The organism is Amycolatopsis sp. NPDC004368 (assembly GCF_053602515.1).
This window is the reverse complement of record NZ_JBSGDT010000020.1, coordinates 59,505-85,512: the sequence shown is the minus strand read 5'-3', so window position 1 is coordinate 85,512 and position 26,008 is coordinate 59,505. Positions and strand designations below refer to the sequence as shown.

Annotated in this window: 28 protein-coding genes; 21 read left to right on the top strand and 7 right to left on the bottom strand. The window is 72.1% G+C overall.

The window, feature by feature from the left end:
- Nucleotides 1–87 precede the first annotated feature (87 nt).
- From ACWEOE_RS25775 to ACWEOE_RS25725, 11 genes are all read left to right on the top strand, one after another.
- A complete protein-coding gene (locus ACWEOE_RS25775; protein ID WP_452013297.1) occupies nt 88–423 on the top strand; it encodes a cupin domain-containing protein in 336 nt (111 codons plus the stop codon).
- Between the two features lie 301 nt (nt 424–724).
- Nucleotides 725–1,699 carry a dihydroorotate dehydrogenase gene (locus tag ACWEOE_RS25770; RefSeq protein ID WP_452013295.1) on the top strand — a complete coding sequence of 325 codons (975 nt, stop codon included), beginning with the start codon at nt 725–727 and terminating at the stop codon, nt 1,697–1,699.
- A 40-nt stretch (nt 1,700–1,739) separates the two neighbouring features.
- Entirely contained in the window at nt 1,740–2,987 is a 1,248-nt protein-coding gene (locus ACWEOE_RS25765; protein WP_452013292.1) for an MFS transporter, read from the top strand.
- A gap of 21 nt (nt 2,988–3,008) precedes the next feature.
- Complete coding sequence (locus tag ACWEOE_RS25760; protein WP_452013289.1) at nt 3,009–3,806, top strand: IclR family transcriptional regulator; 798 nt, start codon at nt 3,009–3,011, stop codon at nt 3,804–3,806.
- Nucleotides 3,803–4,279 carry a hypothetical protein gene (locus ACWEOE_RS25755; RefSeq protein WP_452013287.1) on the top strand — a complete coding sequence of 159 codons (477 nt, stop codon included), beginning with the start codon at nt 3,803–3,805 and terminating at the stop codon, nt 4,277–4,279. Before ACWEOE_RS25760 ends, ACWEOE_RS25755 begins: the two co-directional genes overlap by 4 nt.
- Complete coding sequence (locus ACWEOE_RS25750; RefSeq protein WP_452013284.1) at nt 4,276–4,743, top strand: hypothetical protein; 468 nt, start codon at nt 4,276–4,278, stop codon at nt 4,741–4,743. The genes ACWEOE_RS25755 and ACWEOE_RS25750 overlap by 4 nt, the downstream gene beginning before the upstream one ends.
- Nucleotides 4,740–6,035 carry an allantoate amidohydrolase gene (locus tag ACWEOE_RS25745; RefSeq protein WP_452013281.1) on the top strand — a complete coding sequence of 432 codons (1,296 nt, stop codon included), beginning with the start codon at nt 4,740–4,742 and terminating at the stop codon, nt 6,033–6,035. Before ACWEOE_RS25750 ends, ACWEOE_RS25745 begins: the two co-directional genes overlap by 4 nt.
- A complete protein-coding gene (locus ACWEOE_RS25740; protein ID WP_452013279.1) occupies nt 6,032–6,889 on the top strand; it encodes an iron-sulfur cluster-binding protein in 858 nt (285 codons plus the stop codon). The genes ACWEOE_RS25745 and ACWEOE_RS25740 overlap by 4 nt, the downstream gene beginning before the upstream one ends.
- Nucleotides 6,886–8,208, top strand: a complete 1,323-nt coding sequence (locus tag ACWEOE_RS25735; protein ID WP_452013277.1) for a dihydroorotase — start codon at nt 6,886–6,888, stop codon at nt 8,206–8,208. Before ACWEOE_RS25740 ends, ACWEOE_RS25735 begins: the two co-directional genes overlap by 4 nt.
- Entirely contained in the window at nt 8,205–9,596 is a 1,392-nt protein-coding gene (locus tag ACWEOE_RS25730; RefSeq protein WP_452013275.1) for an aspartate ammonia-lyase, read from the top strand. The genes ACWEOE_RS25735 and ACWEOE_RS25730 overlap by 4 nt, the downstream gene beginning before the upstream one ends.
- 352 nt (nt 9,597–9,948) lie before the next feature.
- Nucleotides 9,949–10,848 carry a MurR/RpiR family transcriptional regulator gene (locus tag ACWEOE_RS25725; protein ID WP_452013272.1) on the top strand — a complete coding sequence of 300 codons (900 nt, stop codon included), beginning with the start codon at nt 9,949–9,951 and terminating at the stop codon, nt 10,846–10,848.
- Between the two features lie 23 nt (nt 10,849–10,871).
- Here the strand turns inward: ACWEOE_RS25725 and proC are convergent, their stop codons facing one another.
- Nucleotides 10,872–11,681, bottom strand: a complete 810-nt coding sequence (gene proC, locus ACWEOE_RS25720) for a pyrroline-5-carboxylate reductase (protein ID WP_452013270.1) — start codon at nt 11,679–11,681, stop codon at nt 10,872–10,874.
- A complete protein-coding gene (locus ACWEOE_RS25715; protein ID WP_452013267.1) occupies nt 11,678–12,670 on the bottom strand; it encodes a proline racemase family protein in 993 nt (330 codons plus the stop codon). Before ACWEOE_RS25715 ends, proC begins: the two co-directional genes overlap by 4 nt.
- A 236-nt stretch (nt 12,671–12,906) precedes the next feature.
- Between ACWEOE_RS25715 and ACWEOE_RS25710 the strand changes: the two genes are divergently transcribed.
- From ACWEOE_RS25710 to ACWEOE_RS25670, 9 genes are all read left to right on the top strand, one after another.
- A complete protein-coding gene (locus ACWEOE_RS25710) occupies nt 12,907–13,545 on the top strand; it encodes an HD domain-containing protein (RefSeq protein WP_452013264.1) in 639 nt (212 codons plus the stop codon).
- Between the two features lie 123 nt (nt 13,546–13,668).
- A complete protein-coding gene (locus ACWEOE_RS25705; protein WP_452013262.1) occupies nt 13,669–14,010 on the top strand; it encodes a hypothetical protein in 342 nt (113 codons plus the stop codon).
- 124 nt (nt 14,011–14,134) lie between these two features.
- The gene (locus tag ACWEOE_RS25700; RefSeq protein WP_452013259.1) at nt 14,135–14,374 is read left to right on the top strand and encodes a DUF6745 domain-containing protein; all 240 of its coding nucleotides are present in this window, start codon (nt 14,135–14,137) and stop codon (nt 14,372–14,374) included.
- A gap of 40 nt (nt 14,375–14,414) precedes the next feature.
- Nucleotides 14,415–14,696: a hypothetical protein gene (locus ACWEOE_RS25695; RefSeq protein WP_452013257.1), complete on the top strand. Its 282-nt coding sequence runs from the start codon at nt 14,415–14,417 to the stop codon at nt 14,694–14,696.
- A gap of 93 nt (nt 14,697–14,789) precedes the next feature.
- Complete coding sequence (locus ACWEOE_RS25690) at nt 14,790–15,623, top strand: peptidoglycan-binding protein (protein ID WP_452013255.1); 834 nt, start codon at nt 14,790–14,792, stop codon at nt 15,621–15,623.
- A 73-nt stretch (nt 15,624–15,696) separates the two neighbouring features.
- The gene (locus tag ACWEOE_RS25685; RefSeq protein WP_452013252.1) at nt 15,697–16,524 is read left to right on the top strand and encodes an LLM class flavin-dependent oxidoreductase; all 828 of its coding nucleotides are present in this window, start codon (nt 15,697–15,699) and stop codon (nt 16,522–16,524) included.
- A 110-nt stretch (nt 16,525–16,634) separates the two neighbouring features.
- Nucleotides 16,635–17,276 (top strand): hypothetical protein, encoded by a 642-nt coding sequence (locus tag ACWEOE_RS25680; RefSeq protein WP_452013249.1) that lies wholly within the window; start codon nt 16,635–16,637, stop codon nt 17,274–17,276.
- Nucleotides 17,277–17,297: 21 nt separating this feature from the next.
- Entirely contained in the window at nt 17,298–18,167 is an 870-nt protein-coding gene (locus tag ACWEOE_RS25675; RefSeq protein ID WP_452013247.1) for a hypothetical protein, read from the top strand.
- Nucleotides 18,168–18,248: 81 nt separating this feature from the next.
- A complete protein-coding gene (locus tag ACWEOE_RS25670; RefSeq protein ID WP_452013245.1) occupies nt 18,249–19,469 on the top strand; it encodes a TetR/AcrR family transcriptional regulator in 1,221 nt (406 codons plus the stop codon).
- 534 nt (nt 19,470–20,003) lie between these two features.
- Here ACWEOE_RS25670 and ACWEOE_RS25665 read toward each other — a convergent pair.
- The 4 genes from ACWEOE_RS25665 to ACWEOE_RS25650 are packed head-to-tail and all read right to left on the bottom strand — an operon-like array spanning nt 20,004 to nt 24,726.
- Complete coding sequence (locus ACWEOE_RS25665) at nt 20,004–20,777, bottom strand: enoyl-CoA hydratase/isomerase family protein (protein WP_452013242.1); 774 nt, start codon at nt 20,775–20,777, stop codon at nt 20,004–20,006.
- Nucleotides 20,774–22,279: a class I adenylate-forming enzyme family protein gene (locus tag ACWEOE_RS25660; protein ID WP_452013240.1), complete on the bottom strand. Its 1,506-nt coding sequence runs from the start codon at nt 22,277–22,279 to the stop codon at nt 20,774–20,776. The genes ACWEOE_RS25665 and ACWEOE_RS25660 overlap by 4 nt, the downstream gene beginning before the upstream one ends.
- Nucleotides 22,280–23,428, bottom strand: a complete 1,149-nt coding sequence (locus tag ACWEOE_RS25655) for an acyl-CoA dehydrogenase family protein (RefSeq protein WP_452013238.1) — start codon at nt 23,426–23,428, stop codon at nt 22,280–22,282.
- A gap of 14 nt (nt 23,429–23,442) precedes the next feature.
- Complete coding sequence (locus ACWEOE_RS25650) at nt 23,443–24,726, bottom strand: MFS transporter (RefSeq protein WP_452013236.1); 1,284 nt, start codon at nt 24,724–24,726, stop codon at nt 23,443–23,445.
- A 210-nt stretch (nt 24,727–24,936) separates the two neighbouring features.
- On the opposite strand from ACWEOE_RS25650, the gene ACWEOE_RS25645 reads away from it, so the two are divergent.
- Nucleotides 24,937–25,584, top strand: a complete 648-nt coding sequence (locus tag ACWEOE_RS25645) for a response regulator transcription factor (protein WP_452013476.1) — start codon at nt 24,937–24,939, stop codon at nt 25,582–25,584.
- A gap of 40 nt (nt 25,585–25,624) precedes the next feature.
- On the opposite strand, the gene ACWEOE_RS25640 is transcribed toward ACWEOE_RS25645, so the two are convergent.
- Nucleotides 25,625–25,999, bottom strand: coding sequence for a response regulator (locus tag ACWEOE_RS25640; protein WP_452013234.1), 375 nt, complete (start codon nt 25,997–25,999; stop codon nt 25,625–25,627).
- Nucleotides 26,000–26,008 lie beyond the last annotated feature (9 nt).

The window sequence follows — 26,008 nt, the reverse complement described above, 5'->3', positions numbered from 1 at the left end:
CGTCGGTCACACACCCGACAACCGGCGAACCGCGAAACAGACCGATCCCGGTTCCGGGTTTCCGCCGACCGGGCTACCGTGGCGGGAATGACCGATTCGACCAGTACGGAAGACCCGACCGGGGCGCTGACGCGCAACGTCGAGGGCCACGAGGTCGGCGCGAGCGTGTCCATCATCCGCGAAAGCACCGACGTGGCCGGCTCCGGACCGCGCCTGCACCGCCACCCCTACCGCGAGACCTTCGTGATCCAGCGTGGGCGTGCCCTGTTCACCATCGGCGACACCGAGCGGGAAGGCCGGGCCGGAGACGTGCTCGCGGTCGCGGCGGGTGTCGCGCACAAGTTCGTGGTTCTGGGACCCGAACGCTACGAAGCCGTGCACATCCACGAAAACGACCGGTTCGTCACGGAGTGGCTCGAGTAGGTTCCACCCCTTTCCGACCGGCGCCGGACGTCGGCCCGCGCGCGTTCGCGTTCGCACATTTATCGGGTCGGGCCACCCGCCGGCTCCGGAATCCCCGAATCCCCCGCTGACCTGCGGAAGCTTCCGACACCACGGAGTCCCGGTTTCCGCCTCGCGGAAACGCGGAACGCCCCCACCGCCGTGTCGTGAAAACCGGCTCTGACCACCAGGAATGGATCAAGCCGCCACTGTCTTGACACCGCGCTGGGCCCGACTCATCCTCACTTCTCTCGTTTCCGTTCGATGGAGGGTGTGATTCCGCATGACGGAGGTGCTGGATCGGACAGCCGGCCGCGACGACCGCGACCGGCTGTTCGCCACCGCGCCCGGATCGGCCGTCGACCTGTCGGTGCCCTTGGGCCCGCTCACGCTCGCCAACCCCGTGATGCCCGCGTCCGGCTGCTTCGGACCCGAGCTCGGTCCCCTGCTGCCGGTGCGTGAGCTCGGCGCCGTCGTGACGAAAACCGTGTTCGCGCAGCGGCGCTCCGGCAACCCGTCGCACCGGCTGACCGAGAGCGCGCTCGGCATGCTCAACAGCGTCGGCATCCCCAGCCCGGGCACGAGCCGGTTCGTGCACGACGTGCTGCCGCGCTACCGCGAGTTCGGCGTTCCCGTGATCGCGAGCGTCGGCGGGCTGACCGTGGACGAGTACTGGCAGGTGGCCGACGAGCTGGCCGGGGCCGAGTGCGCGGCGTTCGAGGTCAACGTGTCGTGTCCCAACCTCGAACACGGCGGGCTCGCGATCGGCGCCGACCCGGCGGCGGTCGAGGCCGTCGTCGCCGGCGTGGTGACGCGCACGCAGCTGCCGGTGCTGGTGAAGCTCACACCCGGCGTCACCGACATCGGCGAGATCGCCCGCGCCGCCGAACGGGCCGGCGCGACCGCCGTGACCGTGAGCAACACCTTCCCCGCGCTGGCCGTCGACGTCCGCTCGCGGCGCGCGGTGCTCGGCAACGGCGTGGGCGGCCTGTCCGGTCCGGCCGTGAAACCACTCGCGCTGCGCCTGGTGTGGCAGGCGGCGAGCGCCGTCGACATCCCCGTGATCGGCTGCGGCGGCATCAGCAGCGCCCGCGACGTCGTCGAGTTCCTCATCGCCGGCGCCACTGCCGTGCAGGTGGGCACCGCGACGTTCACCCGTCCCTACGCGATGGCCGAGATCGTGCGCGACCTCGCCCGCCACTGCGCCGAGCTCGGGGCGGACGCCGTCCACGAGCTCATCGGAACCCTGCGCGCCTGAACAACCCCGTCCCCGCAACGCTGTGAGGAGTGCCCCGACCATGTCCGACGAAACGGTGGCCGAGAGCGCCGCACCACCCGCCGTGTCCGAAGCCACCACCCGCTACGCCCGCAAGGCCGTGTTCGCGTCTTCGCTCGGCTACGCAATGGACGGGTTCGACCTGCTGATCCTCGGCTTCGCCCTGTCCGCCATCTCCGGTGACCTCGGGCTCGGCGGCGCCGAAGCCGGCTCGCTCGCCACCATCACGCTCATCGGTGCCGTGGTCGGCGGGATCGCGTTCGGGATCCTGTCCGACCGCATCGGCCGGGTGAAGGTGCTGACGTACTCGGTGATCTTCTTCGCCGTGTTCACCGGGCTCACCGCGATCTCCACGAGCTACTGGGAGATCGCGGTCTTCCGGTTCCTCGCGGGCGTCGGCATCGGCGGCGAGTTCGGCATCGGCATGACGCTCGCGGCCGAGGCGTGGCCGGCGAAGAAGCGGGCGCGGGCGACGTCGCTGGTCGGCCTCGGCTGGCAGGCCGGCGTGCTGCTCGCGGCGCTCGTCTCGGCTCCGGTCCTCAACGCGTGGGGCTGGCGCGGGCTGTTCCTGCTCGGCGCGTTCCCGGCGGTCGTCGCGATCGTGTTCCGCTCGCGGCTGCACGAGCCCGAGCAGTTCACCCGCCACCGCGACAGCCAGGCCGGCAAGCCCAAGGTTCCGCTCAAGCTGCTCGTGGCCGACGGACCCACGACCCGCGCGACGATCGGCGTCCTCGTGCTCACGTCGGTGCAGAACTTCGGCTACTTCGGCATCATGATCTGGCTGCCCACCTACCTGTCCACCCAGTTCGGGTACAGCCTCACGAAATCCGGCGTGTGGACCGCGGTCACGGTGGTCGGCATGGGTGCCGGGATCCTCGCGTTCGGCGAGATCGCCGACAAGCTGGGGCGGCGCAAGGCGTTCTGGCTCTTCCAGGCCGGCGCCGCGATCTCGGTGCTCGGGTACAGCCAGCTCTCGTCACCGTGGGCGCTGATGGTGGGCGGCGCGATCATGGGCGCGTTCGCCAACGGCATGATCGGCGGCTACGGCGCCCTGATGGCCGAGCTCTACCCCACGGCGATCCGGTCCACGGCGCAGAACGTGCTGTTCAACCTCGGCCGCGCGGTCGGCGGGTTCGCGCCGATCGTGGTCGCGCTCGTCGCCGCCCGCTACGGCTTCGGCTTCGCGATCGGCGGGCTGTCCGTGATCTACCTGCTCGACATGGTCGCAATGGTCTTCATCCCCGACCGGCGCGCCGAGCACCTCGTCTGAGCCCGGGCCCCAAGGAGAACCATGCAGGTCGTCATCCGCGCCTTGTCCGTGCTGCGGGCCCTCGCGACGAAGGGCAAGGGCGCCACGCTCCAGGAGCTGCACGAAGAGCTCGACATTCCCGTGGGCAGCGCGCACCGCGTGCTCACCACACTGATGGAGGAGAACTTCGTGACCCGCTCCCCCACCAACAAGCGGTACTTCCTCGGCCCGGCCGCGCGCCAGCTCGGCGAGCCGGCGCCGCACCGGACGGCGCTGCTGGCCAACCCGCACCAAGCGGTGGTCGACGCGGCCGAGGCGAGCGGCGAGACGGTGTTCCTCACCGAGCTCATCGGCGCCCGCGCGGTGTGCGTCGCACTCGTGGAGGGCCGGCACCCGCTGCGGCTGTTCGTGCGCATCGGCCAGGAGATGCCGCTGCACGCCGCCGCGTCGAGCCGGTCACTGCTGGCCTACCTGCCCGAGCCCGCGGCCCGGCGGGTGCTGGAAACCCAGTCGCTCGACGCGTTCACGCCGGACACACCGACCACAGTGGACGAACTCGTGGAGCACCTCGCCCTCGTGCGGGCCCGCGGGTACGACATCTGCGACGACGAGCTGGACCGCGGGGTCTGGGCCGTCGCCGCGCCGATCTTCACCTCCACGGGCGCGGTGGCCGCGAGCGTCACGCTGGCCGCGGCCGGCAACCGCATGCGTGAGGGCACCGCGCGCACGGTGGCCACGGACGCCGTCCTCACCGCCGCGCGCGAACTGTCCGCGGAGCTCGGTTTCGCCGGCACCGAGGCCACCACGGCGACCAGCGGCCCGGCGAGGAGCGCCCGATGAGCCTCGAAGGCGACCTGGCCGGCACCATCGACACCACCGCGGTGTTCCTGGACGCGGGGCGGCGGCGCGCCGAACTGCGTGCGGACCTGGCGGCGATCGGCCCCGCGTTCACCACCCGGCCGTCGATCCTGCGCCGGGCGGCGGCACTGCTCGCCGACGAACTGCCGACGGCGACCGACCGCCTCGTCACCACCGCGACGGCCGACGCGGTCGCGGTGACCACGGCGCTGGCGTTGCACACCGGTCTGCCGTTCGCGGTGGACGCCGGCCAGGTGCACCGGGGCGACCGCGTCGCCGTGGTGACGCCGATCGCCGACGAACCGACCGGAACCCCCACCGACGGCACCGCCGCCGCGCTGGCCGAGCGCGTGCGCGCGGCCGGCGCCGAGCCCGTCGTCGTCCTCACCGTGCTCGCGGCCGACGGCACCCCCGCCCTCGCGGGCACTCGAACCCCTTCGGAGAACCCGTCATGACCACTCCCGTCCAGGACACCGCCGCCGCGGTGCGCAAGCTCGGCGTCAGCCCCGACACCTACGGCTCCTCACTCGACACGGCCACCGATCCCGCCGCCACCGAGGTCGTCGGCGCGGCGCTGGCCGACCTGCTCACCACACCCGAGGTCGACCGGGTCGCGGTGTGGCACGGCGCCGACGACGCCGTGCTCGCCCACGTCGTCGCCCGGCAGCTGGGGGCCACGGTGACCCGCGCGTCCGAGCTCGAAGGGGTCGTCGGGTTCCACCCGCCGGTCGCGGCCGGCGAGCGGATCGCGCTGGTCGCCACCGCGTGGGAACCCGCACGGCTGCGGACGCTGCTGAACCTCGCGACCACCACCCAAGCCGAAGTCGTGGCGGTGGCGGCGGTTCTGGCCACGCCCGCGCTCGCCGAGACGACCGATACGGTGGCACTGCTGACCGAGCTGCCGGGTGGACCGCGATGACCGCGTCCACTGTGGACTTCCGGCTGCGGGCCGACGCGGAGCGGATCTCGCACTGGCTCGACACGTTCGCCGCACTGTCTGAACCGGACTCCGGGCCGGGTGTGACCCGGCTCGCGCACACCCCGCTCGAACGCCGCGCGCACGCGCTGTTCGCCGAGTACGCCGGCGGGCTCGGCCTCGCCGTGCGCACCGACGCCGTGGGCAACACGATCGCCGAGCTCCCCGGCACCGTGGCGGGCGCGCCCGCGCTCGGCACCGGCTCGCACCTCGACAGCGTGCCCAACGCGGGTACGTTCGACGGCATCGCCGGCGTGGTCGCGGCGATGGAGACCGCGCGGCTCTACACCGAGCACGAGGTGCGCCTGGCCCATCCGGTGTGCTTCGTGGTGTTCGCCGCGGAGGAAGGCGCCCGCTTCGGCCAGGCGTGCACCGGCAGCCGCGTCGTCGCCGGGCTCACCGGGGCCGATGACCTGGAGACCAAGTTCGACGCCGCCGGGACGAGCCTCGCCGACGCGATGCGCTCGGTCGGCCTCGACCCGGCGGGTGCGGCCGGCGCCCGCTGGCGCGCCGAGGACTGGGCCGCGTTCCTGGAGCTGCACATCGAACAGGGCAGCGTGCTCGAGTCGACCGGCTTGCCCCTCGGTGTCGTCGACCTCATCTCCGGCAGCACCCGCCTGCGCCTCGACCTCACCGGCCGCGCGTCGCACACCGGCGGCACACCCATGCACCAGCGCGCCGACGCGCTCGCCGCGGCGGCCGAGATCGTGCTGCTGATCGAAGCCATCGCCACCGACAGCCGCCACCACGGCACCCGCGCGACGGTCGGGCGGCTCGACTCCGCACCCGGCTCCATCACGACGATCGCGGGCCAGGCGCAGCTGCACGTGGACGTGCGCGACGTCGACAGCGACCGCCAGCGCCAGACCGCGGCGGAGATCGTCGAGCGCGCCCACGCCCTGGCCGCCCGCCGCGGGATCGGGTTCAGCGCCCGGACCCTCGCCGACGCCTCCCCGGTGCTGTTGCCCCGCCGGGTCACCGACGTCGTCGCCGCCACGTGCGCGGCCCTCGGCCACGCGCACCGCGTGCTGCCCAGCGGCGCGAGCCACGACGCACAGATGGTCAACCACGTCACGCCGACCGGCATGCTCTTCGTGCCCAGCCGCGACGGCGTCAGCCACAGCCCCGACGAGTGGACCGACGTCGCCGACCTCGTCGTCGGCACCGAAGTACTCGCCCACAGCCTCCTTCAGCTCGACACCGCGTTCCCCGTCGCGGGATCGGAGCAGTCATGACCACCACCGAGACCCGGGCCGTCCGCGACCACGTGACACCCCTGCCCGGCACCGGCCCCGTCCCGGCTCCGACGTGGCACCACGCCGAGATCCTGGAGCACCGGGGAGAAGCCGACCGCTACCAGTACCTGCGGCTGCACGCGCCGAGCATCGCGCGGACCGCGACCGCCGGGCAGTTCGTGATGCTCACCGCCGCACGAGCCGGCGAACGCGGCCCCGTGCTGCCCCGGCCGATGGCGATCTACCGCCGCGACGCCGAGGCCGGCACCATCGAGGTCGTCTACGGCGTGGTCGGCGACGGCACGCGCAAGCTCACCACGTTCGCCGCGGGCGAGACGATGCTCGTGGTCGGCCCGCTCGGGCGTGGGTTCCACGTACCCGCCGACACCACCCGCGTACTGCTGGTGGGCCGGGGCATCGGCACGTGTTCGCTCACGACTGTCGCCCAGGACCTCGCGGGCAGCGGCACGAAACTCGTCGCCGTCGCGAGTGGACGAACGCCGCAGGCCGTGATCGGCGCGGATTTCTACCGCGAGTGCGGCGCCGAGCGCGTGCTCACCGTGACCGATGCCGAAGGCACCAGCGAGATCGCGCGGCTGCGCGCGCAGCTGACCTCCACTTTGGATGGTGCGCCGCCGCAGCGGATCCTCACGTGCGGCTCCGACCGGCTGGCCTGGCTGTGCCGCGAGCTGGCCGACCGCTGGGGCGCCGAGGTGCAGGTGTCGCTGGAAGCGCACATGGCCTGCGGCCTCGGCTACTGCCACGGCTGCGCCACCGGCACTCGCGGCGGCCCGGAGGAGTCGCCGCTGATCTGCAAGGACGGGCCCGTCTTCCGGCTGGCGGAGCACGCATGAGCCCGCTCACGCAGGCTCCGCTCGGCCACGCGGTGCTCGGCGGCGTGGCCCCGTTCGGCGGTCCCGCGATCGACCTCGTGGTGCGGGACGGCCGCATCGCCGAACTGCGGCCCCGCGGCAGCGCCGACGCACCGAACCGGTTCGCCGCCGACGGTCTCGTGCTGCTGCCCGCGTTCGTCGACCTGCACACGCACCTGCGCGAGCCGGGCGGCGAAGACGCGGAAACCATCGCCACGGGCACCGCCGCGGCGGCGGCCGGCGGGTACTCCGACGTGTTCGCCATGGCCAACTGCAGTCCGGTCACCGACTCCCCCGAGCGGATCCGCCACGTGCTCGACCTGGCCGAGCGCACCGCGTCCTGTCGGGTGCACGCGGTCGGTGCCATCACCGAAGGCCTCGCGGGCGAACGCCTCGCGCCGCTGGAGGCCATGGCCGCGGCCGGTGCGCGCCTGTTCTCCGACGACGGCCGCTGCGTCGACGACCCGGTGCTCGTGCGCGAAGCCCTGGCGCTGACCCGGCGGACCGGCACCGTCCTGGCCCAGCACGCGCAGTCCGGCCCGCTCGCCGGAGCCGGCCAGATCAACGCCGGGCCCGCGGCCGAGCGCACCGGCCTGCCGCCGTGGCCGGGCACGGGCGAGGAAACCGTGGTGGCGCGCGACATCGTGCTCGCCGCCGACGCCGGGGCACCGCTGCACGTCTGCCACGTGTCGACCGCGCGCACGGCCGCCCTCGTGCGGTGGGCGAAGGACCAGGGCTGGGCCGTGACCGCCGAGGTGACGCCGCACCACCTGCTGCTCACCGACGCGGAGGCCGCGAGCACGGATACCCGGTTCAAGGTCAACCCGCCCCTGCGCTCCCCCGCCGACGTGCGCGCGCTGCGGGCCGCCCTGGTCGACGGCACGATCGACGCCGTCGCCACCGACCACGCGCCGCACCCCGCCGAAGCGAAGGCCGCGGACTGGTGCGGCGCGCCGTTCGGGATGACCGGGCTGGAGACCGCGCTCGCGGTGGTGGCCGAGGTGCTGAACACCGGCCGCGGCGTGGACTGGGCGCTGGTGGCCGAGCGCCTGTCCCACGCACCGGCGCGCATCGGCGGCATCACCGCGTCCGCCGGTCGTCCCATCGCCGTGGGCGAGCCGGCCACGTTCACCCTCGTCGACCCGCGAGCCGGCTGGACGGTCGACCCCGCCGACACCGCGGGCCGTTCGCACAACACCCCGTTCGGGGGCCTGTCCTTCACCCACCGGCCCGTCGCGACGATCGTCGCGGGCGCCGTGACCGCCGACCGCGGCGGGTTGTTCACCAGGAGTGCCCGATGACCACCACCCGCACCGAAGCGGACCTGCTCGGCGAGCTGGCCGTGCCCGCCGACGCGTACTACGGCGTGCACACCCGCCGCGCCATGGCCAACTTCCCGATCAGCGGCCGCCCGCTGTCGACGCATTCCGAGCTCGTGGTCGCGCTGGCCCGCGTGAAGCACGCCGCCGCGCTGGCCAACCACGACCTCGGCCTGCTGCCGGGCGACAAGACCGCCGCGATCGTGGCCGCGTGCGAGGAGATCGCGGCCGGCCGGCTGCACGAGCAGTTCACCGTGGACGTGATCCAGGGCGGCGCGGGCACCTCGTCGAACATGAACGTGAACGAGGTCGTGACCAACCGCGCGCTGGAGCTGCTCGGTCACCCGCGCGGGGACTACTCGCGGCTGCACCCGATCGACGACGTGAACCTGGGCCAGTCGACCAACGACGTCTACCCCACCGCCGTGAAGCTCGCGGTGCACGCGGCCGCGACCGAGCTGCTCGGCGCCATGGCCGAGCTGCGGGGTGCGCTGCAGGCGAAAGGCGCCGAGTTCGCCGACGTCGTGAAGATCGGGCGCACCCAGCTGCAGGACGCCGTGCCGATGACGCTGGGCCGCGAGTTCACCGCGTTCGCCGTGACGCTCGGCGAAGACGAGCAGCGGCTGGCCGAGGCACTCACGCTGCTGACGGAGATCAACCTCGGTGGCACCGCGATCGGCACCGGCCTCAACGCGCACCCCGACTACGCGCGCCTGGCGTGCGAGCACCTCGCGCAGCTCACCGGGACCCCGCTCGTCACCGCGACCGACCTCGTGGAGGCGACGGCCGACGTCGGGGTGTTCGTGCAGCTCTCCGGCGTGCTCAAGCGCGTGGCGGTGAAACTTTCCAAGACCTGCAACGATCTTCGCCTGCTGTCCTCGGGTCCACAGGCCGGGCTCAACGAGCTGCGGCTGCCGAAGGTGCAGGCCGGCTCCAGCATCATGCCGGGCAAGGTCAACCCCGTGATCCCCGAGGTGGTCAACCAGATCGCGTTCGAGGTGATCGGCAACGACACCACCGTCACGCTCGCCGCCGAGGCCGGGCAGCTGCAGCTCAACGCGTTCGAGCCGATCATCGCCCACTCGCTGCTCAAGTCGCTGCACCACCTGCGCACCGGCGCGCAGACCCTGGCCCGCCGCTGCGTCACCGGCATCACGGCCAACACCGGGCACCTGAGCCGCCAGGTCCGCGAGTCCATCGGCCTCGTCACGGCGCTGAACCCGGTGATCGGCTACGAAGCGGCGAGCGCGCTGGCGAAGCAGGCGTCGGCCACCGGCCGCTCGATCCACGAGCTCGTGGTCGACGCCGGTCTGCTCACCGCGGGCCAGCTCGACACCCTGCTGGGCCTGCCGGCCACCGCCGAAACCTGACACCGCGCAGAGCACTGTCGTCTACCCGTGGTTTACCTGGATGTACTCCAATGAACCTCCATCGGGTGGCCCCAGGAGTTTCCTGAGCACGCAGACCCTCCCCGCTCTGGTACCGGAGAAGCCCGACGCGCCCTTCGAGTATTTGGAGGACCGCCCGACCCCCGACTTCGCGGCCGTCGGCCCGGGCCTCGGTGCACGAGCTCGTGGAGCGCCAGCGGGGCCCGCTTCAGGGCCGTGCGGGCCGTACTCAGCTCGCTGCCCGCGGCGCGCTGAAAATCAGCGAGCCCAACCGTCCACTGTGCACTGACGAGTGCGAGGCGGCGCGAGACCGCTGCTCGGTAGGCTCTCGGACGTGACCGCCCACGACGAGAAGCCCGACCCGCTCAGCGCCCGCGTCGAGGAGCGGCTCGCCGGGCTTTCGCCGGCCGAGCAGCGCGTGGCGGAGTACCTGCGCAGCCACCAGCAGGCGATCCTGCTGTCCACGGCCGGCGACCTCGGCACGCTGAGCGGCACGAGCGACGCGACGGTCGTGCGCGCGGTGAAAGCACTCGGCTATTCCGGCCTGCCCGAGCTCAAGCGTGAGGTGGGCCGGTACGTGGTGGGCGACACCAACCCGGCCACCCGGCTGCGCGAGCGCATCGAGCAGACCGGCGGCGACACCACGACCTTGCTCGACGAGGTCCTCACCGAGTCGGTCGAGCGGCTCACCGAGACGCGCCGGCTGCTGGCCGCGCCCGAGTTCACCGCCGCCGTGGACCTGCTCGACTCCGCCACCGAGGTGCTCGGCTTCGGGCTCGGCCCGTCGGAGCTGCCGATGCAGTACCTGGTCACGCGGCTGCACCGGCTCGGCCGGCGGGCGTGGAGCACGTCGGCCACGGGCTTCCGGCTCGCCGACGACCTGGTGCGGCTGCGGGAGCACGACGTCGTGGTGCTGTGTGTGCCCGACCGGATGCTGCACGACGTGAAGACGATCGTCGAGCACGCGCGTTTGGTCGGTGCCCGCCTGCTGCTGATCACCAATTCGCTGCGCCCCACGCTCGGCGAGCAGGTCGACGTCGTGCTCACCGCCGTGCACTCCGTGAGCGGGCTGACCCACGAGGGCCTCGGCGCGACGCTGGTCGTCGACTGCCTGCTGGCCGGGCTGGCGCGCAAGGACCCGGCGGTCGTCTCGGAGCGGATCGACCTGCTCACGGCCCTGCGCACCGCCCTCGTGCCGCGCGACATGCGCACGCGGTGGCCCGGCCGGGAGTGACCCGGCCGGGCTCCGGCGAACGCTCAGCGGCCCATCTCGCCCGCGCGATCGCGGGCCGCCTCGATGGCCGCCATCACGGCCGCGCGCACCCCGCGTTCCTCGAACTGCCGGATCGCCGCGATCGTCGCCCCGCCGGGGCTGGTCACGGCCGTGCGCATGCGGACCGCGTCGGCGTCCGGCGCCTGGAGCATCTCGGCCGCGCCGGCCGCGTTGGCCTTCACGAGCTCTTCGGCCAGCGGGCGCGGCAAGCCGAGCAGGATCCCGGCCTCGATCATCGCCTCGGCGAGGAAGAAGTAGTACGCCGGACCGCTGCCCGACAGCGCGGTGATGGCGTCCATGCGGGTCTCCTCGACGCGCACGACCTTTCCGGCGTTGGCGAACAGGTCCTGCGCCCGGTCGAGCTCGGCTTCCCCCGCGTACGTGCCCGCGCTGATCGCGACAACCCCCTTGCCCACGGAAACGGGGGTGTTGGGCATGCAGCGCACCACCGCGGGTTTGCCCGGCAGCAACGCTTCCAGCCGCGAGATCCGCACCCCTCCGACGGCCGAGACGAAGAGCTGGTCGTCGCGCACGTCGTCCGCGACGGCGGCGAAGAGATCGTCCACGTGGTAGGGCTTCACCACGAGCAGCACGGTTTCCGCCTCGCGAATCGCCGGCCCGGCTTCCGCCGCGGTGGCCACGCCGTAGCGCTCACGCAGGTACGCCGCCCGCTCTTCGGCGAGCTCGACCACGACGACGTCGGCCGCCGTGAACTTCGGGTCGGCGCCCGCCAGCATGCCGGCGAGCAGCGCTTCGCCCATGTTGCCGCCGCCGATGATGGCCAGTTTCGTCATCGCAGGGTGAACCCCGTTCCCAGGTCGTCGGCCGGGTCGAGCGTGAACACGCTCTCGCCGGCCAGGTGTGCGGTGCCTTCGATCTCCGTGGCGACGCTGCCGTCGCCACCGGTCGACAAGATCCGGCCGGTGAAGGTGGTGCCGATGATCGAGCCGTGGGTGAGCACGTCACCCTCCCCCAGCCGCCCCTCGGCCGCGAGCAACGCCAAGCGTGCGGAAGTGCCGGAGCCGCAAGGGGAACGGTCGACCTGACCGTCGGCGAAGATGGTCACGTTGCGCTGGTGCGGCCCAGTCGGGGTGTCGCCGAGGTCGTCGTACAGGATCACGCCGTAGACCCCGCCGAGCCGGCTGTCCGCGGCGTGCTGCGCCCACTGCGTGCCGCTCAGTGCGGCCTTGACCTCGCGGCCGGCGGTGACGAGCTCGGTGTGGTGTTCGGGGACCACCGCGAGGCCGAACGCGGAAGCCGGCACGCACGCGTAGATCGCGCCGCTGTAGGCGAGATCTACCTCGACCGGACCCCATTTCGTGCTGACCTCGACACCGCGGCCGAGCACGGCGGTGTCGACGTTGCGGAACGCCACCTTCCGCACTTCGCCGCCCTCGCACGTCACGGCCGCGACCACGCGGCCCGAGGGCACGTCCATCGGCACCTCGGTCACGCCGTGGGCCGCCGCTTCGACGCGGCCGGTGCGCACGGCCCACGCGCCGAGCGCGATCGTGCCGTGGCCGCAGGCCGTCGAATAGCCCTCGCGGTGCCAGAACAGCACGCCGAACAAGGAGCCCTCGGTCTCGGGCGGCACCAGGAAGCAGCCGTACATCGCGGCGTGCCCGCGCGGCTCGTTCACGAGCAGCTCGCGCACCGCGTCGATCTCCGGCGTCGACCGCGCCGCCTCACGCCGTTCGAGCACGGTGGCGCCGGGGATGTCCGGCGTGCCGCCGGTGACGATGCGGAAGGGCTCTCCCGCCGTGTGGTAGTCGGTGACCGTCACCGCGTCCACTGTGGACCACCCGCCCTCTTTGTAGTGTCCATGACGGAAGACAGTACATGGTAGTTTTCACTACGGGAAGAGAGTCGCCGCCAGCGGGTTGGCCCATCGGTGTGCGCCCGGTCACTCCCGCCGCCCGGATGTCCCTATCGGTGGGGTTTGTGGCCGATCCGGCCACGGCGCCCGGAGCCCGCGCGCGACAGGCTGGGGTCACCACCCCGCTCACCCAAGGAGTCGTGATGACCGAGACGATCGCCGGGATCACCGTGCCGGACACCGAGCTCGTCGCCGAGGCGACGGCGCTGATCCGCGAGAAGTCCACCGAGCTGTTGTTCCACCACTCGCGCCGGGTGTTCCTCTTCGGGAGCCTGCAGGCGCGCGCCCTCGGCATCGACCCCGACCCGGAGCTGCTCTACGTCGCCGCGCTGTTCCACGACACCGGTCTCGTGCCGCCGTGGCGCACCGAGCAGCAGCGCTTCGAGATCGACGGCGCCGATCAGGCCCGCGAGTTCCTGCTCGCCCACGGCCGCTCGGCCGCCGATGCCGACGTGGTCTGGACCTCCATCGCGCTGCACACCACGCCCGAGGTGCCCTACCGGATGGCACCGGAGATCGCCGCCACCACCGCGGGCGTCGAGACCGACGTGCTCGGCCTCAACCTCGGCCGCCTCTCCGCCGACGACCTGGCCGCCGTCACCGCCGCGCACCCGCGGCCGGACTTCAAGCGCCAGATCCTGCAGGCGTTCACCGACGGCTTCGCCCACCGTCCGGACTCGACGTTCGGCACCGTGAACGCCGACGTGCTGGAGCACTTCGTTCCGGGGTTCAAGCACACCGATTTCGTCGACGTGATCCGGAACTCCGACTGGGCGGAGTGAGCTTTCCCGGTCGCCGCCGCTCCCTCTCGCGGCGCGGCGGCGACCAAAACACTTGCGCCGTCACCGCGGTGACTGTCATGACCTCGGCGTGTGTGATGGAAAGGGCGTGTTCGCCCTCGCGCGTTGACCGCGGCCCGCGGCCCCGGCGTCCGCGGTGTCGAAATTCCCGCATTCCCTGAACCGCACCGCGTCCAGTGGCAGCTCGCCGAGGTCGCGCGCGCCGAATGGCTCGACCACGCCCTGTCCTGCGAGCCCGCCGACCGGCCGGCCGCGGAGGCGGCGATCAGCGCGCTGTACGCGCTCGAAGGTAGTTCGTCCCCGCAGTTCGTGTGGGTCGATTCCCCCGGTGCGGCGGCACAACTCGTGCCCCCGAACCGAGGGCTGACCTACGGCGCGGTGCCACAGCTGGAAAATCGGATGGCCGGCTCGGTGTCCACTTCGGACACAGACCCGAGCGGCAGCTGAACCTGTGGGCCGAAACCGTGCGCTCGTGAGGCTGGTGGTGGCCGCGCGAAGGTGCGTGCGTGATCAGTGAGCGGCCGGTGGTGGTCCGCACGGAACCCGCGCCCGGCTCCGCGTACGCCGAGGGATGCACGCGGCCGACGGCCCGGCCATCGCCTACCCCGACGGCTGGCGCGCGTACGCGTGGCACGGCACGCCGGTGCCGGCGTGGGTGATCGAAGACGTGACAGCCGACGCCGTCGACGCTAACCGCATCAGCCTCGCCGACCTCCTCGACCGCAGCGGCCTCGAAGTGCTGGAGCGCCTCGAACGCCAGTCGCCGTCCCCGGGCTCGACGGCTTGCAAGCCCAGGGCGACCTCATCGTGATGCCGCACGCCCTCGTGGCCCGCACCGTGACGCTGAACCGGTGGGCACACTGGCGGCCGGTGGGGGTGGTGGCGTCGAACTCGTGCGCGGCGTGGACGGCCGCAACCCGCACACGCTCGTCGCCGATCCCGGCATGTGCCGGTACATCTCGGTGAACGACGCGCTGCGCCTGGGCATCGCGGTGTTCGAGAACACCGCACCGGCGTACCTGATCCACCCCGAGCACGGTGGCAGCGGCGTGGCGCCGGGCCGCTGGCTCGTGCGCCGGCAGCAGGAGCGCGGCGTCACCCTCGCCCGGAACACCATGCTGATCGCCGACTGAACCCGGCCTGGACCTCCGGGTTGTACGTCGCTTGTATCCCGAGCCTTGATCCTGGCCGGGATTCAACCGTGAGGAGAACGAGGAGGACCGGGGATGCTGACGAAAGCAGCCGCGTGGGCGGCGCTCGCGGTCGTGGCGCTCGGCGTGGCCGCACCGGTTTCGGCCGGTGCGGCCACGCGGGCTCTGCCCGCGGTGAACATGGAGGCCGTGCTGAAGGCCGCGCAGATCGACCCGCGCCGCGCCGACAGCACGCAGACTCCCGGCGCGCACGACAGCGTGCTGCTGGTCGAACAGGCGTTGCTGGACAAGGGGCTGCTCGATGCGCAGTACGTGGACGGGTACTTCGGCACCACGACGATCACGGCCTACTCGAAGTACCAGAAGTCGCTGGGCTACACGGGGATCGACGCCTCGGGCCTGCCCGGCCGCACGTCGCTGGAGACGCTGGGCGCCGACCGGTACACCGTCACCGCCGTGGTCACCGCGGGCAGCCACGTGACCTACCACGGCGTCACGCTCAACACCCGTACCAAGGCCATGCTGGTGAAGGCCGAAGGCCTGCTCGGCCGTCAGCTGAGCCTCAGCCAGGGCTCGTACAACCCGGGCGGGGACCCGATGTCCGCCGGCACGCACGACGGCGGAGGCACGTTCGACGTGTCGGTGTCGGGCCTGTCCACCGCGACGCGCACCAGCGTGGTCAAGACCCTGCGCCAGGTCGGGTTCGCGGCCTGGCTGCGCACGCCGGAGCAGGCCGACTGGCCGTACCACATCCACGCCGTCGCGATCTCCGACCCGGATCTGTCCTCGGCCGCCCAGCACCAGACGGGCGACTACTACCTGGGCCTCAACGGCCTGGCCGGGCGCGAGGCCGACGACGGCCCGGCCGTGAACCCGAAGAAGACCTGGGAGGAGTACCAGCGCGGCTGACCCGCGGTGGTGGCCGCCGGACCCCGAACGGTGGTTGTATCGGGATCACCGACGTCCCGGGGGTGTTGTTCTCATGACCAGGAAACCGTTCCGCTTCGGCGTGGTCGCGACGGCCGACGGCAGCGGCGCTCGCTGGCAGCAGACGGCCAGGCGCGCGGAAGAGCTGGGCTACTCGACCCTGCTCTCGCCCGACAACCTGAACCTGCCGTCGCCGACGGCGGCGCTCGCGGCCGCGGCGGCCGCCACCACGACGTTGCGGGTCGGGTCGTTCGTGCTGGCCGGCCCACTGCGCACACCGCGCGCCGCCGCGTGGGAGGCCCACAGCCTCACCCGCGTCACCGACGGCCGCTTCGAGCTCGGCCTCGGCACGGGCCTGCCGACCATGCGGCAGCAGGCCGAGGAGCTCGGCCTGCCCTACGGCTCCGGCCAGGACCGCCTCGACGGGCGGTCGGAGACCATCGACCACGTGCGGCGCCTCGACGGCGACACGCACACGCCGGTGATGATCGCGGCGGGCGGGCCCAAGGCGCGCCGGCTGGCCGCGGCCAAGGCCGACATCGTCGCGCTCGCCGGTGGCGTGCTCACCACACGCGCCGAAATGGCGGGTCACGTCGACGAGATCCGCACGGCCGCGGGTGATCGCGCCGACGACCTCGAGTTCTCGCTCAACCTCTTCGTGGTCGGCGACGAGGCCCCGCCGTGGCTGAGCGGGTTCCTCGGCGGCCTCGACGTGAAAACCCTCGTCGAGCGCGACTCGCTGACCGTGCTGCGCGGCGACCTCGACGCGATGGCCGGCGAGCTCGAACGCCGCCGCGACGAGCTCGGCGTGTCCTACATCAGCGTCAACGGCGCGTTCCTGGAGCAGTTCGCCCCGGTCGTGGAGCACCTCGCGGGGAGGTGACCGGAGTCCACTTCGGACGCGGTCACCGGTGAAACCTCGTGACCGTGTTGTGTCCTGGCGTGGTTTTCGGCCCGGCTCACCCGTTTTACGGTGGGTGAGAGGGGGGAACCATGTCACTCCGTCACCATTTCGGCGCGCTCGGGGGCGCCGCACTGCTCGTGCTCGCCGGTGCCTGCGGCAGCCCGGGCGCCGGTTCGGGGACCGACAGCGCTCAACCGAGCGCAACGTCCGACGTCACCACGACCGGCGAACCGCGCACCGAGGACACCGGGACGGAAAGCCCGCGCCCGTCCGACGGCGGGAACTCGCTGCAGCTCGCCGGCCTGCCGATCGGCGGCAGCAACGACGAGCGCGGCAAGGACGACTGCATCAACGTCAGCCTGCTGAACACCCCGCCCGACGGGGTGCGCGTGCTCGTGGCCGAAGTCCACGCCGGACCCGGCGACCAGGTGAGCGCCGGGGGCAAGTGCGACGGCAATCCCGCTTGCCCGGCCTACACCTTCAGCTCGCGGGACACGGCGTGCTCGGTCGCCCTCACCTGGCTGAAGCCGGGCTCGGGCGCGACCCTCACCATGTCCGGCTCCCTGCAGTGCGAGCGCGAAGGGTGCGAGGGCTACCGGCTCGAACCGAACACCATCGACCTGCGCAACCCGCTGGGTGAGAGCAGCAGTTCCACGACGAGCTCCGAATCGTCGTCGGAAACCACCGAGACGACCGCCGAGTCCGCCACTTCGACGACGACCTCGGGCTGACCGGTGCCCGACGAGGGGGACGTGACCGGCCGGATCGAGCACTGGGTCCGGGCCGTCGGGAGTGTCGTCGCGCCGGCGACCCTGCTCACCACGCTGCTGTTCTACTTCGGTTACGTCTCCACGCGCTCGCAGTACGAGTACTTCGGTCTCGACGTCGACCTGATCGGCCTGGCCACGCAGGACTACGTGATGCGCAGCCCGCAACCGCTGCTGACGCCGTTGCTGGTGCTCACGCTGGCGAGCGTCGGGGCGCTCGTGCTGCATGCGGCCGTGCAGCGGCGCATCGCGGCCGCTTCCGACACGACGCGGATCCGGACCGCGGTGCGGGTGCTCACGGCCATCGGCCTCACGGTGCTGGGCGCGGGTGTCGTGTTGCTGCTGCTGTACGGCCTCGTGCGCGGCTGGGCGTGGTACGCCCTCGTCACTCCTCTGCTGATCGCCGTGGGCGGCGTGCTGGTGGTCTACGGCTTCCACGTGCTGCGGCGGCTCGAGCCCGAGGCGCCGCCGACGTCGGCCGTGCGGCGGGTGTCTCTCGCGCTGGTGCTGGTGGTCGTCGCCGTGAGCTTGTTCTGGACCACGGCCACGGTCGCGCAGTGGTCGGGCCGCGGGCTCGCCCTCGCACAGGCGCGGGCGCTGGACCGGCTGCCCACCGTGATCGTGGACACGAAGGAGCGGCTGTTCCCGCGCAGCCCGGGCCTCGACGAGACCGCGTTGCCGCCGGCGCCCGGCCAGACCTTCCACTACCGCTACCGCAACCTGCGGCTGCTCGTGCTGGGGAACGACCGCATGTTCCTGGTGCCGCGCACGTGGTCGGCGAGCAACACCACCCTCGTCGTGCCGCTCGACGGGTCCGTGCGGGTGCAGTTCCAGTTCCAGAACGAGGCTCCGTGAGCAAAGGCGCTCTGGCCACCTCGCGCGTGCCCGAGACGGTAGCCTGGAGGGAACTGGGCGACGACGCGACGAGGAGAACGAGTGAGCCGGGCGGAAGTTCGCGGGACGAAGCGGCAGTCGTCGCCGTCCGCGCGGCCCAACCGCCGGGCCGGGCTGCTCGAGGCCGCCGCGCGGCTGTTCCGCGAGCGGGGCTACGGCGGGGTTTCCGTGGCCGACATCGCCGAGCAGGTCGGCATCACGGCCGGCGCGGTGTACAAGCACTTCCCCGACAAGCGCGCGCTGCTCGCCGAGCCGATCCGCGAAATGGTCCTCACCTGGCGCAACCGCGAGGTGCTCGCGCTCGCCCAGGGCGGCGACACCGACGAAGTCCTGCGGCGGCTGGCGACGTCGGTGGTCGGCGTCGTGCTCGAACGCCCCGACGTGGTGCGCCTGTGGCACCAGGAAGCCCACTACCTCACGAGTGAGGTGCGCGAAGAGCTGGTGGCCGTGCGCGTCGAGGGCGTGGGGCTGTGGCTGCGCGTGCTGGTCGACGCGCGGCCGGACCTGAGCCCGAGCCAGGCCGAGTTCCGCATCCGCGCCGCGCTCGGCCTGCTCAACTCCGTGCCCGCCCTGCCCCGGCGGCGCTTGTCCGCGCACGCGGCCACCCTGGAAACGGTGCTGCTGGCCACCTTGCTCGCTCCCCCGGCGCCGCGGTCCCTGCCCGAAATCCGCGTGGTGGACCGGGAATCCCCCGCCGCGGCCGAGAACACCCGCGGCCGCGCCATCCTCGACGAAGCGGCCAGACTGTTCCGCGAACGCGGCTACCACGCCGTGGGCATCGACGACATCGCTGCGGGCGTCGGCATCGCCGGACCGTCGATCTACAGCCACTTCCCCAGCAAGGCCGCCGTCCTCACCGCCGTCGTCGCGGAAATCGCCGACGAACTCTGCTGGGGCGGCGCCCTGGCCATGACCTCGGACGGCACCCCGGCCGAACGCCTCGAGCTGCTGGTGACCACCCACGTACGCACGGCACTCGCGAAGAGCGACCTGATCGCGGTGTGGATGACCGAAGAACACCATGTCCCGGACGACCTCGGCGAGACCGTCCGCCGCGACCGCAAGCGCTACCTGGACTACTGGGTGTCCGCAGTCCTCGCCGCAAACCCCGGCGTGGAGGAGGCGGTCGCCGAAACCGCCAGCCTGGCAGTCATGGAACTCATCGACGCCGTCGCCCGCTCCCGCCGCTTCGCGGCCGTGCCGGAGCGTCCCGAGTGGACGGTCGGCCTGGCTTTGTCGGCACTCACCAGCGTCGGTGACTGACCCCGCCCGCACCGGGTTGCCGCAGTACCAGAACGCTCCGCGCGGACGGTCGGCCCAGCGCTGCCAGCACTCAGGAGCCTCAGCAGCTAACCCACCCGTACCAGTTCGCGGCAGTACCAGAGCGCGCCGCGCGGACCATCGCCCGCTCGGCGCCAACACTCACCAGGAGCGCGAACCGACCCACCTGCACCGGTTCGCCGCAGCACCGGAACACCCCCGAGCGGACCATCGCCCCCTCACCGCCAACACTCACCAGCCCTGCGAACTGACCCACCGAGCCGAACCCCAAAACCTACGCAACCGAACCCCCACGAACCACCGCAACTGGCCTCACAAACGCGAGTCCACCCAGACCCCCGCCCAGCACCTCGATCCCCGCCTTCTCCGCGGTCTGGACCACGTGTCAAGGTACTCTTTCCCGCCTTGACACGTGGTCCAGACCGTGGTGACACTCAAAGATCGGGGTGCGCTCCCACACCCGGACCCGGCAACGTCGCGCGCCAGCGCGACGAGCCGTCCCGGGATGGCACAGCCTCAATCGCTAGCCCTCTCCGACCCTTTCCACCGCTCGGTCCCCTTCCGAGCAAACGACCACAGCTGCGCACTCTGCTCCAACGGCACCGCCGCCTGCCAACTCAACCCCGGCGGCCCCACCTCAGCCCGCAAACTCCGAATCGCCGCCCGCGTCAGCGCCGGATCGACCCCGCCCCGAGCAGCCAGCTCAAGAGCCCGCGACTCGACCTCACCATCAGCCCGAGCCTCATACGCCAACCCGAGCTCAACCGCCCGAACACCGCTCACCGTCTCACCCAGTACCCCGAGCACAGTCGCCGCCTCAGGCGTCACCACCCGCGTCAGCAACGTGTAGTGCCCCCCACCCGGATGCACACCCAGACGCGTGAACCCCGACGCAAGCCGAGCATCCTCGGCCACCACCCGCACATCAGCGGCCAGGGCGAGATTCATCCCCGCCCCCACGGCCCCACCACGCACAGCAGCGACCGTCGGCACCTTCACTGCACCGAAACGCAGGAACGCGTCATAAATCCGTTGCGTCGCCCGAATTCCCTCATCCGACGCCGGCGCCCCGGAAATCGCCGCGAGCTCATCCCGATCCCCACCCGAGCAGAAATACCCACCCGAGCCCTGGATCACCGCCGCGCCGATTTCGAGATCCGCGTCGATCCGCTCACACGCCTCCACCAACGCCCCGGCCAGCGCCCCGTCGATCGCGTTGCGCTTGTGCGGCGCGTTGAGGGTGAGCACGGCGACCCCATCGGTCACCTCGAACAACACAGGTTCGGTCATGAACGGGCTCCCCGAAGGTCGACGTCATCGTTTTCATGCGTGCGCAACAGAGCCGAACGCACCTTCTGCGTCGCGGTCTTGGGCAGCGCCGACCGCACGGAAATGTAACGCGGCCACGCGAACTTCGGCAGCTTCCCCTCCAGGAACGCCGGCAGCGCAAGCGGATCGAACTCGCCTCGCGGCACGATCACGGCGCGCACCTCCTGGCCCACGACCTCGTCGGGCACCCCGACCACGGCCACCTCGTCCACCCCGGGATGCTCGGCGATCGCCGCCTCGACGTCGCCCGGCCGCACGTTTTCGCCGGCACGGCGGATCATGTCGTCGGCCCGCCCGTGGAACACGAGGTAGCCCTCGTCGTCGACCGCGCCCAGGTCGCCGGTGTGGAACCACAGGTTGCGGAACTTCTGCAGCGTCAGCTCGGCTTTGCCGTGGTAGCCGTCGAAGAGCACGAACGCCTCACGCGGGCGCACGCAGATCTGACCGGGCTGCCCGACCGGCACGGGGTGGTCGTCCGCGTCGAGGATCGCCAGCTCCATGTCGGGCCGGACGGTACCGCAAGTGCCCCGCCGACGCTGTCCGGCGCGACCGGCCGTGACCCAGCCGCCGGTCTCGGTCATGCCGTAGAGCTCGTGCACGTCGACACCGACGTGGTCCTCGATCGTGGTCCACAGGCCCATCGGTGCGCCGCCGCCGGTGCAGAACCGCAGCTTGTGCGGCGGGATGTGCTCGGGCAGCTTGCGCACGAGCATCGCCAGCATCGTGCCGACGTAGGTGAATCCCGTGGCCTCGTACCGGATCGCCTGCTCCAGGAAGCGCGCCGGCTCGAACTTCTCCAGCAGCGCCAGGGAACAGCCCGTGGCGATGGCGGTCATCACCGCGTACACCTGCGGGTTGGTGTGGAACAGCGGCAGCGCCACCATGATCCGGTCGTCGGCCCGGATGCCGATCGCGTCCGCGAGCTCACGCCCGCCGGCGAGGAACGCGCCGTCGGACAGCACAGCGCCCTTCGGCGGGCCGGTGGTGCCCGAGGTGTAGAGCAGGCTGCTCTCGGCGTCGAGGCCCGCCTCGTGCATCGGGTGCGGCGCGAGCCCGCCGACGGCCTGCTCGAGGTCCCCGGCCGTGGCGAACCCCAGCGTGTGGCCGGGGTCGAAGCCCGCGTCGGCGACCAGGCGCGCGATGCTCGGGGTGTCGCCGACCGCGAACTCGATGCCCGCGTCGGCCACGACCTGGCGGATGTGCGCCCCGGTCGCCTGGTTGTGCAGCGGCACGCAGGTTGCGCCGAGCCAGCGCAGCGCGAACCACAGGTAGGGGAACGTCGGCGTGTTGCCGCAGGCGAGCAGCACGCGGTCACCGGCCCGGACGCCGTTGCTCTGCAGCAGCGTCGCGGTGCGGGTGACGACGTCGAGCAGGCCGGCCCAGGTGATGACCTTGTCGTCCTGCAGCAGGAACGGTGCTTCGCCACTGGCCTCGCACCGGTCCCTGAGCGTTACCGCGAACATCTAGCGATCCTCCACCCTGACGGCCTTCACCAGGCTCTTCGCAACGGTGTTCTTGAGCACCTCGGCCGACCCGCCGGCCACCTCGTAGGCCTTCGCGTCGCGCAGGTACCGGCCGAACGGCTGCGTCTCGCGCGTGCCGTGAGCGCCACACACCTGCACGGCCGTGGAGGCGACCTTCGTGGCGAGCGAGGCCGCCAGCAGCTTCGCCGACGAGGACGAGCGCGCGATGTCGCGGCCCGCGTCGAGGTCGCGCGCGGCCTCGTAGGTGAGCAGCCGCGTGGCGTCGATCTGCGCGGCCAGCTCGGCGAAGTACCACTGGATGCCCTGGAAGTCGATCACCTTCGTGCCGAACGCGGAGCGCTGGTCCACGTACTGCAGCGCGCCCTCGAACGCCGCGCGCGCGATGCCGAGGCTGATGCCGGCGGCGAGCGTGCGCGAGTTCGCGAGGGTGACCATCACCTGCTTGAGGCCGCGGCCCTCGGTGCCGATCAGGTGGTCGGCGGGAACCTCGACGTCTTCGAGCACCAGGTTCACGTGGGGGCCGTTGCGCAGCCCGAACGTCTCGGCCTCGTGGCCCTGGTAGCTCGACACACCCGGGGTGTCCTTGGTGACGGCGAACGTCGAGACGCCGGTGTCGGTCTCCGCGAGCACCACGAACAGCTCGGCGGCCGCGCCCGAGGTGATGAAGGCCTTCTCGCCGTTGAGGACCCAGCCCTTGTCGGTGCGCTGCGCCTTCGTGTCGAGGGTGCGGATGTCGCTGCCGTGGCCCTCCTCGGTGAGCGCGAACGACGCGGGCAGCCCGCCGGCGTAACGCGGCAGGAAGCGCTCCTTGAGCGACTCCTCGCCGTAGAGCTCGATGCAGCGCTGGCTCTGGAAGATCGTGATCAGCGAAATACCCAGGATCGCGCTGGCGACCGAAAGCTCCTCGAGCACGGCGAGCAGTTCCGTCATCGGCCGGCCCTCGCCGCCGTAGCGGGGGTCGAGCGTCATCGAGTTCCAGCCGCGCTCGGCGGTGAGCCGCACGAGGTCGAGCGGGTAGCGGTCGTCGCGGTCGAGGGCGTCCGCGACCGGGGCCACGTGCTCGCGGGTGAACTCGCGGGCCTCGAGCGCGAGGCGCTCGTCGACGTGGTCCCTCCAGAGGTGCTGCAAGTCGGTCTCCTTCCTCATTCCGCGGCTGTGATGGCCCGGCCCGAACGGTCGGCCAGGAACAGCGCGGTGATCATCATCAACGCCACGGCGAACAGGCCCGTCGAGATACCGCCGCCCAGGCCGTAACGGGCGGCGAGCAGGCCGACGATGCCCGGGCCGAAGCTGGCGATGCCGCGGCCCACCGAGTAGCAGAAGCTCGAGCCGGTGGCCCGGATCGGGGTGGCGAACAGCTCGCCGAACCACGTGCCGAACACCGCGAAGTAGCCCAGCCCGAACGAGATCACGAAGTACATCGCGATCACCGCCCCGGTCGCGGCCCCGGTGGCGATCAGCACGGCGAAGGCGATGAACGCGACCAACTGCACCGAGGCGAACGCGAGCAGCGCCTTGCGCCGGCCCCACCGGTCGCCGAGCGCGCCGGCCGCGATGTAGGAGACGAGCGAGATGGCGGCGCTGACGTAGAGCACCGTCTGCGTCGGTCCCGCCCCCAGGTGCAGGCCGGCCTTGAGGAAGGTCGGCATCCAGGACGAGTAGACGTAGTAGGAGTACTGCGCCCCGAACACCACGACGGTGCCGAGCACGACCATCTTCAGCGCGTTCTTCTTGAACAGCATCGCGAGCCCGGCGGTCGCGGACTCGCGCGCGACGGCGGTGCCGGCGTCGCGGCCTTCGGCCTTGGCCCGCTGCAGCTCCAGCCACTGCTTCGACTCCGGGCAGGCGAGCCGGATCGCGACCGCGGCCAGCGCCGGCAGCGCACCGATGGCGAACGCCCAGCGCCAGTTGGGCACGGCGCCGGCGACGAAGATGCCGATCGCGTACGCGGGCCAGATCGCGGCCTGCACCATGCCGCCCGCGAGACCGCGGCGCTTGGGCGACCACGCCTCGTTGAGCAGCGCGAAGCCGATGGCCCACTCGCCGCCGATGCCGATCCCGGCGATCATCCGGCACACCACGAACAAACCGAAGTTCGGCGCGAGCGCGCCGAGCCCCGTCCCGATCGCGAACACCCAGATCGTCCAGGTGAGCACGCGGCGGCGGCCGAACCGGTCGGCCAGCGGGCCGAACAGGATGCCACCGATGGCCGTGGCGGCAAGCTGCGCGGTGAACACCGCGCCCACGGCGGCCGTGGAGACGCCGAACGTCTTCCCGACGTCGCCAGCCACCAGCGACAGGATCACGAGATCGAAGTACTCCATCCCCCAGCCGCTGACCGCGGCCGCGATGATCAGACCACGCTCTCTTCGGGTGTAGGCGGACCCGGCCACGCCGGCCGGGGCGTTGGTCGCCACTTCGGACATGGGCCACCTGCTTCTTTGCGGGAGGTGAATACTGGTTAGGCGGACGGTAACTCGTCGTTAGCCAGAACTCAAGGGGGTGCGCGGTGTCGATCCGGTAGCGCGGCAGCCGGTCACCGGCCCGGTACGCACCGCGCCCGGGCCCGGCTCGCGGGGCCGACGAACGCGCCCGGGCGGACACGCGCCGGTAGCGTGAGCCCGATGGCGGAGCGGATCCGGGTGGTCGTCGGCGAGGACCAGGCCCTGGTGCGGGAGGGGGTCGTCCGCGTGCTCGAACGCGCCGGGTTCGAGGTCGTCGGCGTGGCCGCGGACGCCGCCGACCTGCTGCGCCAGGCCCGGACGCACCAGCCCGACGTGGTGCTCACCGACATCCGCATGCCCCCTGACCTGACCGACGACGGGCTGCGCGCGGCGCTGGAGATCCGCGCGACCGAGCCGGGCGTCGGGGTGATCGTGCTGTCGCAGTTCCTGGAGAACCGCTACGCCTTCGAACTCGTCGGCGACCGCGCGGAAGGCGTCGGGTACCTGCTCAAGGAGAAGGTGGCCGACCCGGCGATCCTGGTCGACGCCGTCCGCCGCGTGGCCGAGGGCGGCACGGCACTGGACCCGGACGTGATCTCCCGCCTCGTCGGGCGCAAACGCGCCGGCAGCCCGCTCGACGACCTGACCCCGCGCGAACGCGAGGTGCTCGCGCTGATGGCCGAGGGGCATTCCAACGTGGGCATCGCCGAGAAGCTCGTGGTGACCGTGCCCGCCGTGGAACGCCACGTGACGGGCATCTTCAGCAAGCTGGGCCTGCACCAGTCGGCGAGCAGCCGGCACCGGCGGGTGCTGGCGGTGCTGCGGTACCTCGACAGCTGACGCCCTCGCGGGTCCGGTGTGGGGCGAGGCCCGGCGAGCGTCAACCCGGCCGGAAGCCGAACAGCACCCACAGGTCCACCGTCGCCAGGCGGTCCTTCGCCGCGAAGCCCACCACGCCCGGCTCTGCCAGGTCGAGGTCGGGCGTGGCGAAGACCGGGAGGTCGGTGGACGTCACCAGGATGCGCGGCCGCGGGCCGGCCAGGGCGGCGAGGGTGCGCGCGAGCGCGAGGCCGTCGCCGTCGGGGAGGTGGACGTCGAGCAGGACGCAGTCCGGGTGGTGGGTGCGCACGGCGGCGAGGGCGTGCGCCGCGTCGGCGGCTTCGGCGACCACGGCGAAGCCGCGCGCGGCAAGCAGCCGCCCGGCCGCGCGGCGGAAGCCGGCGTCGTCGTCGACGATCAGCGCGGTGGGCGGCATGGGGTTCAG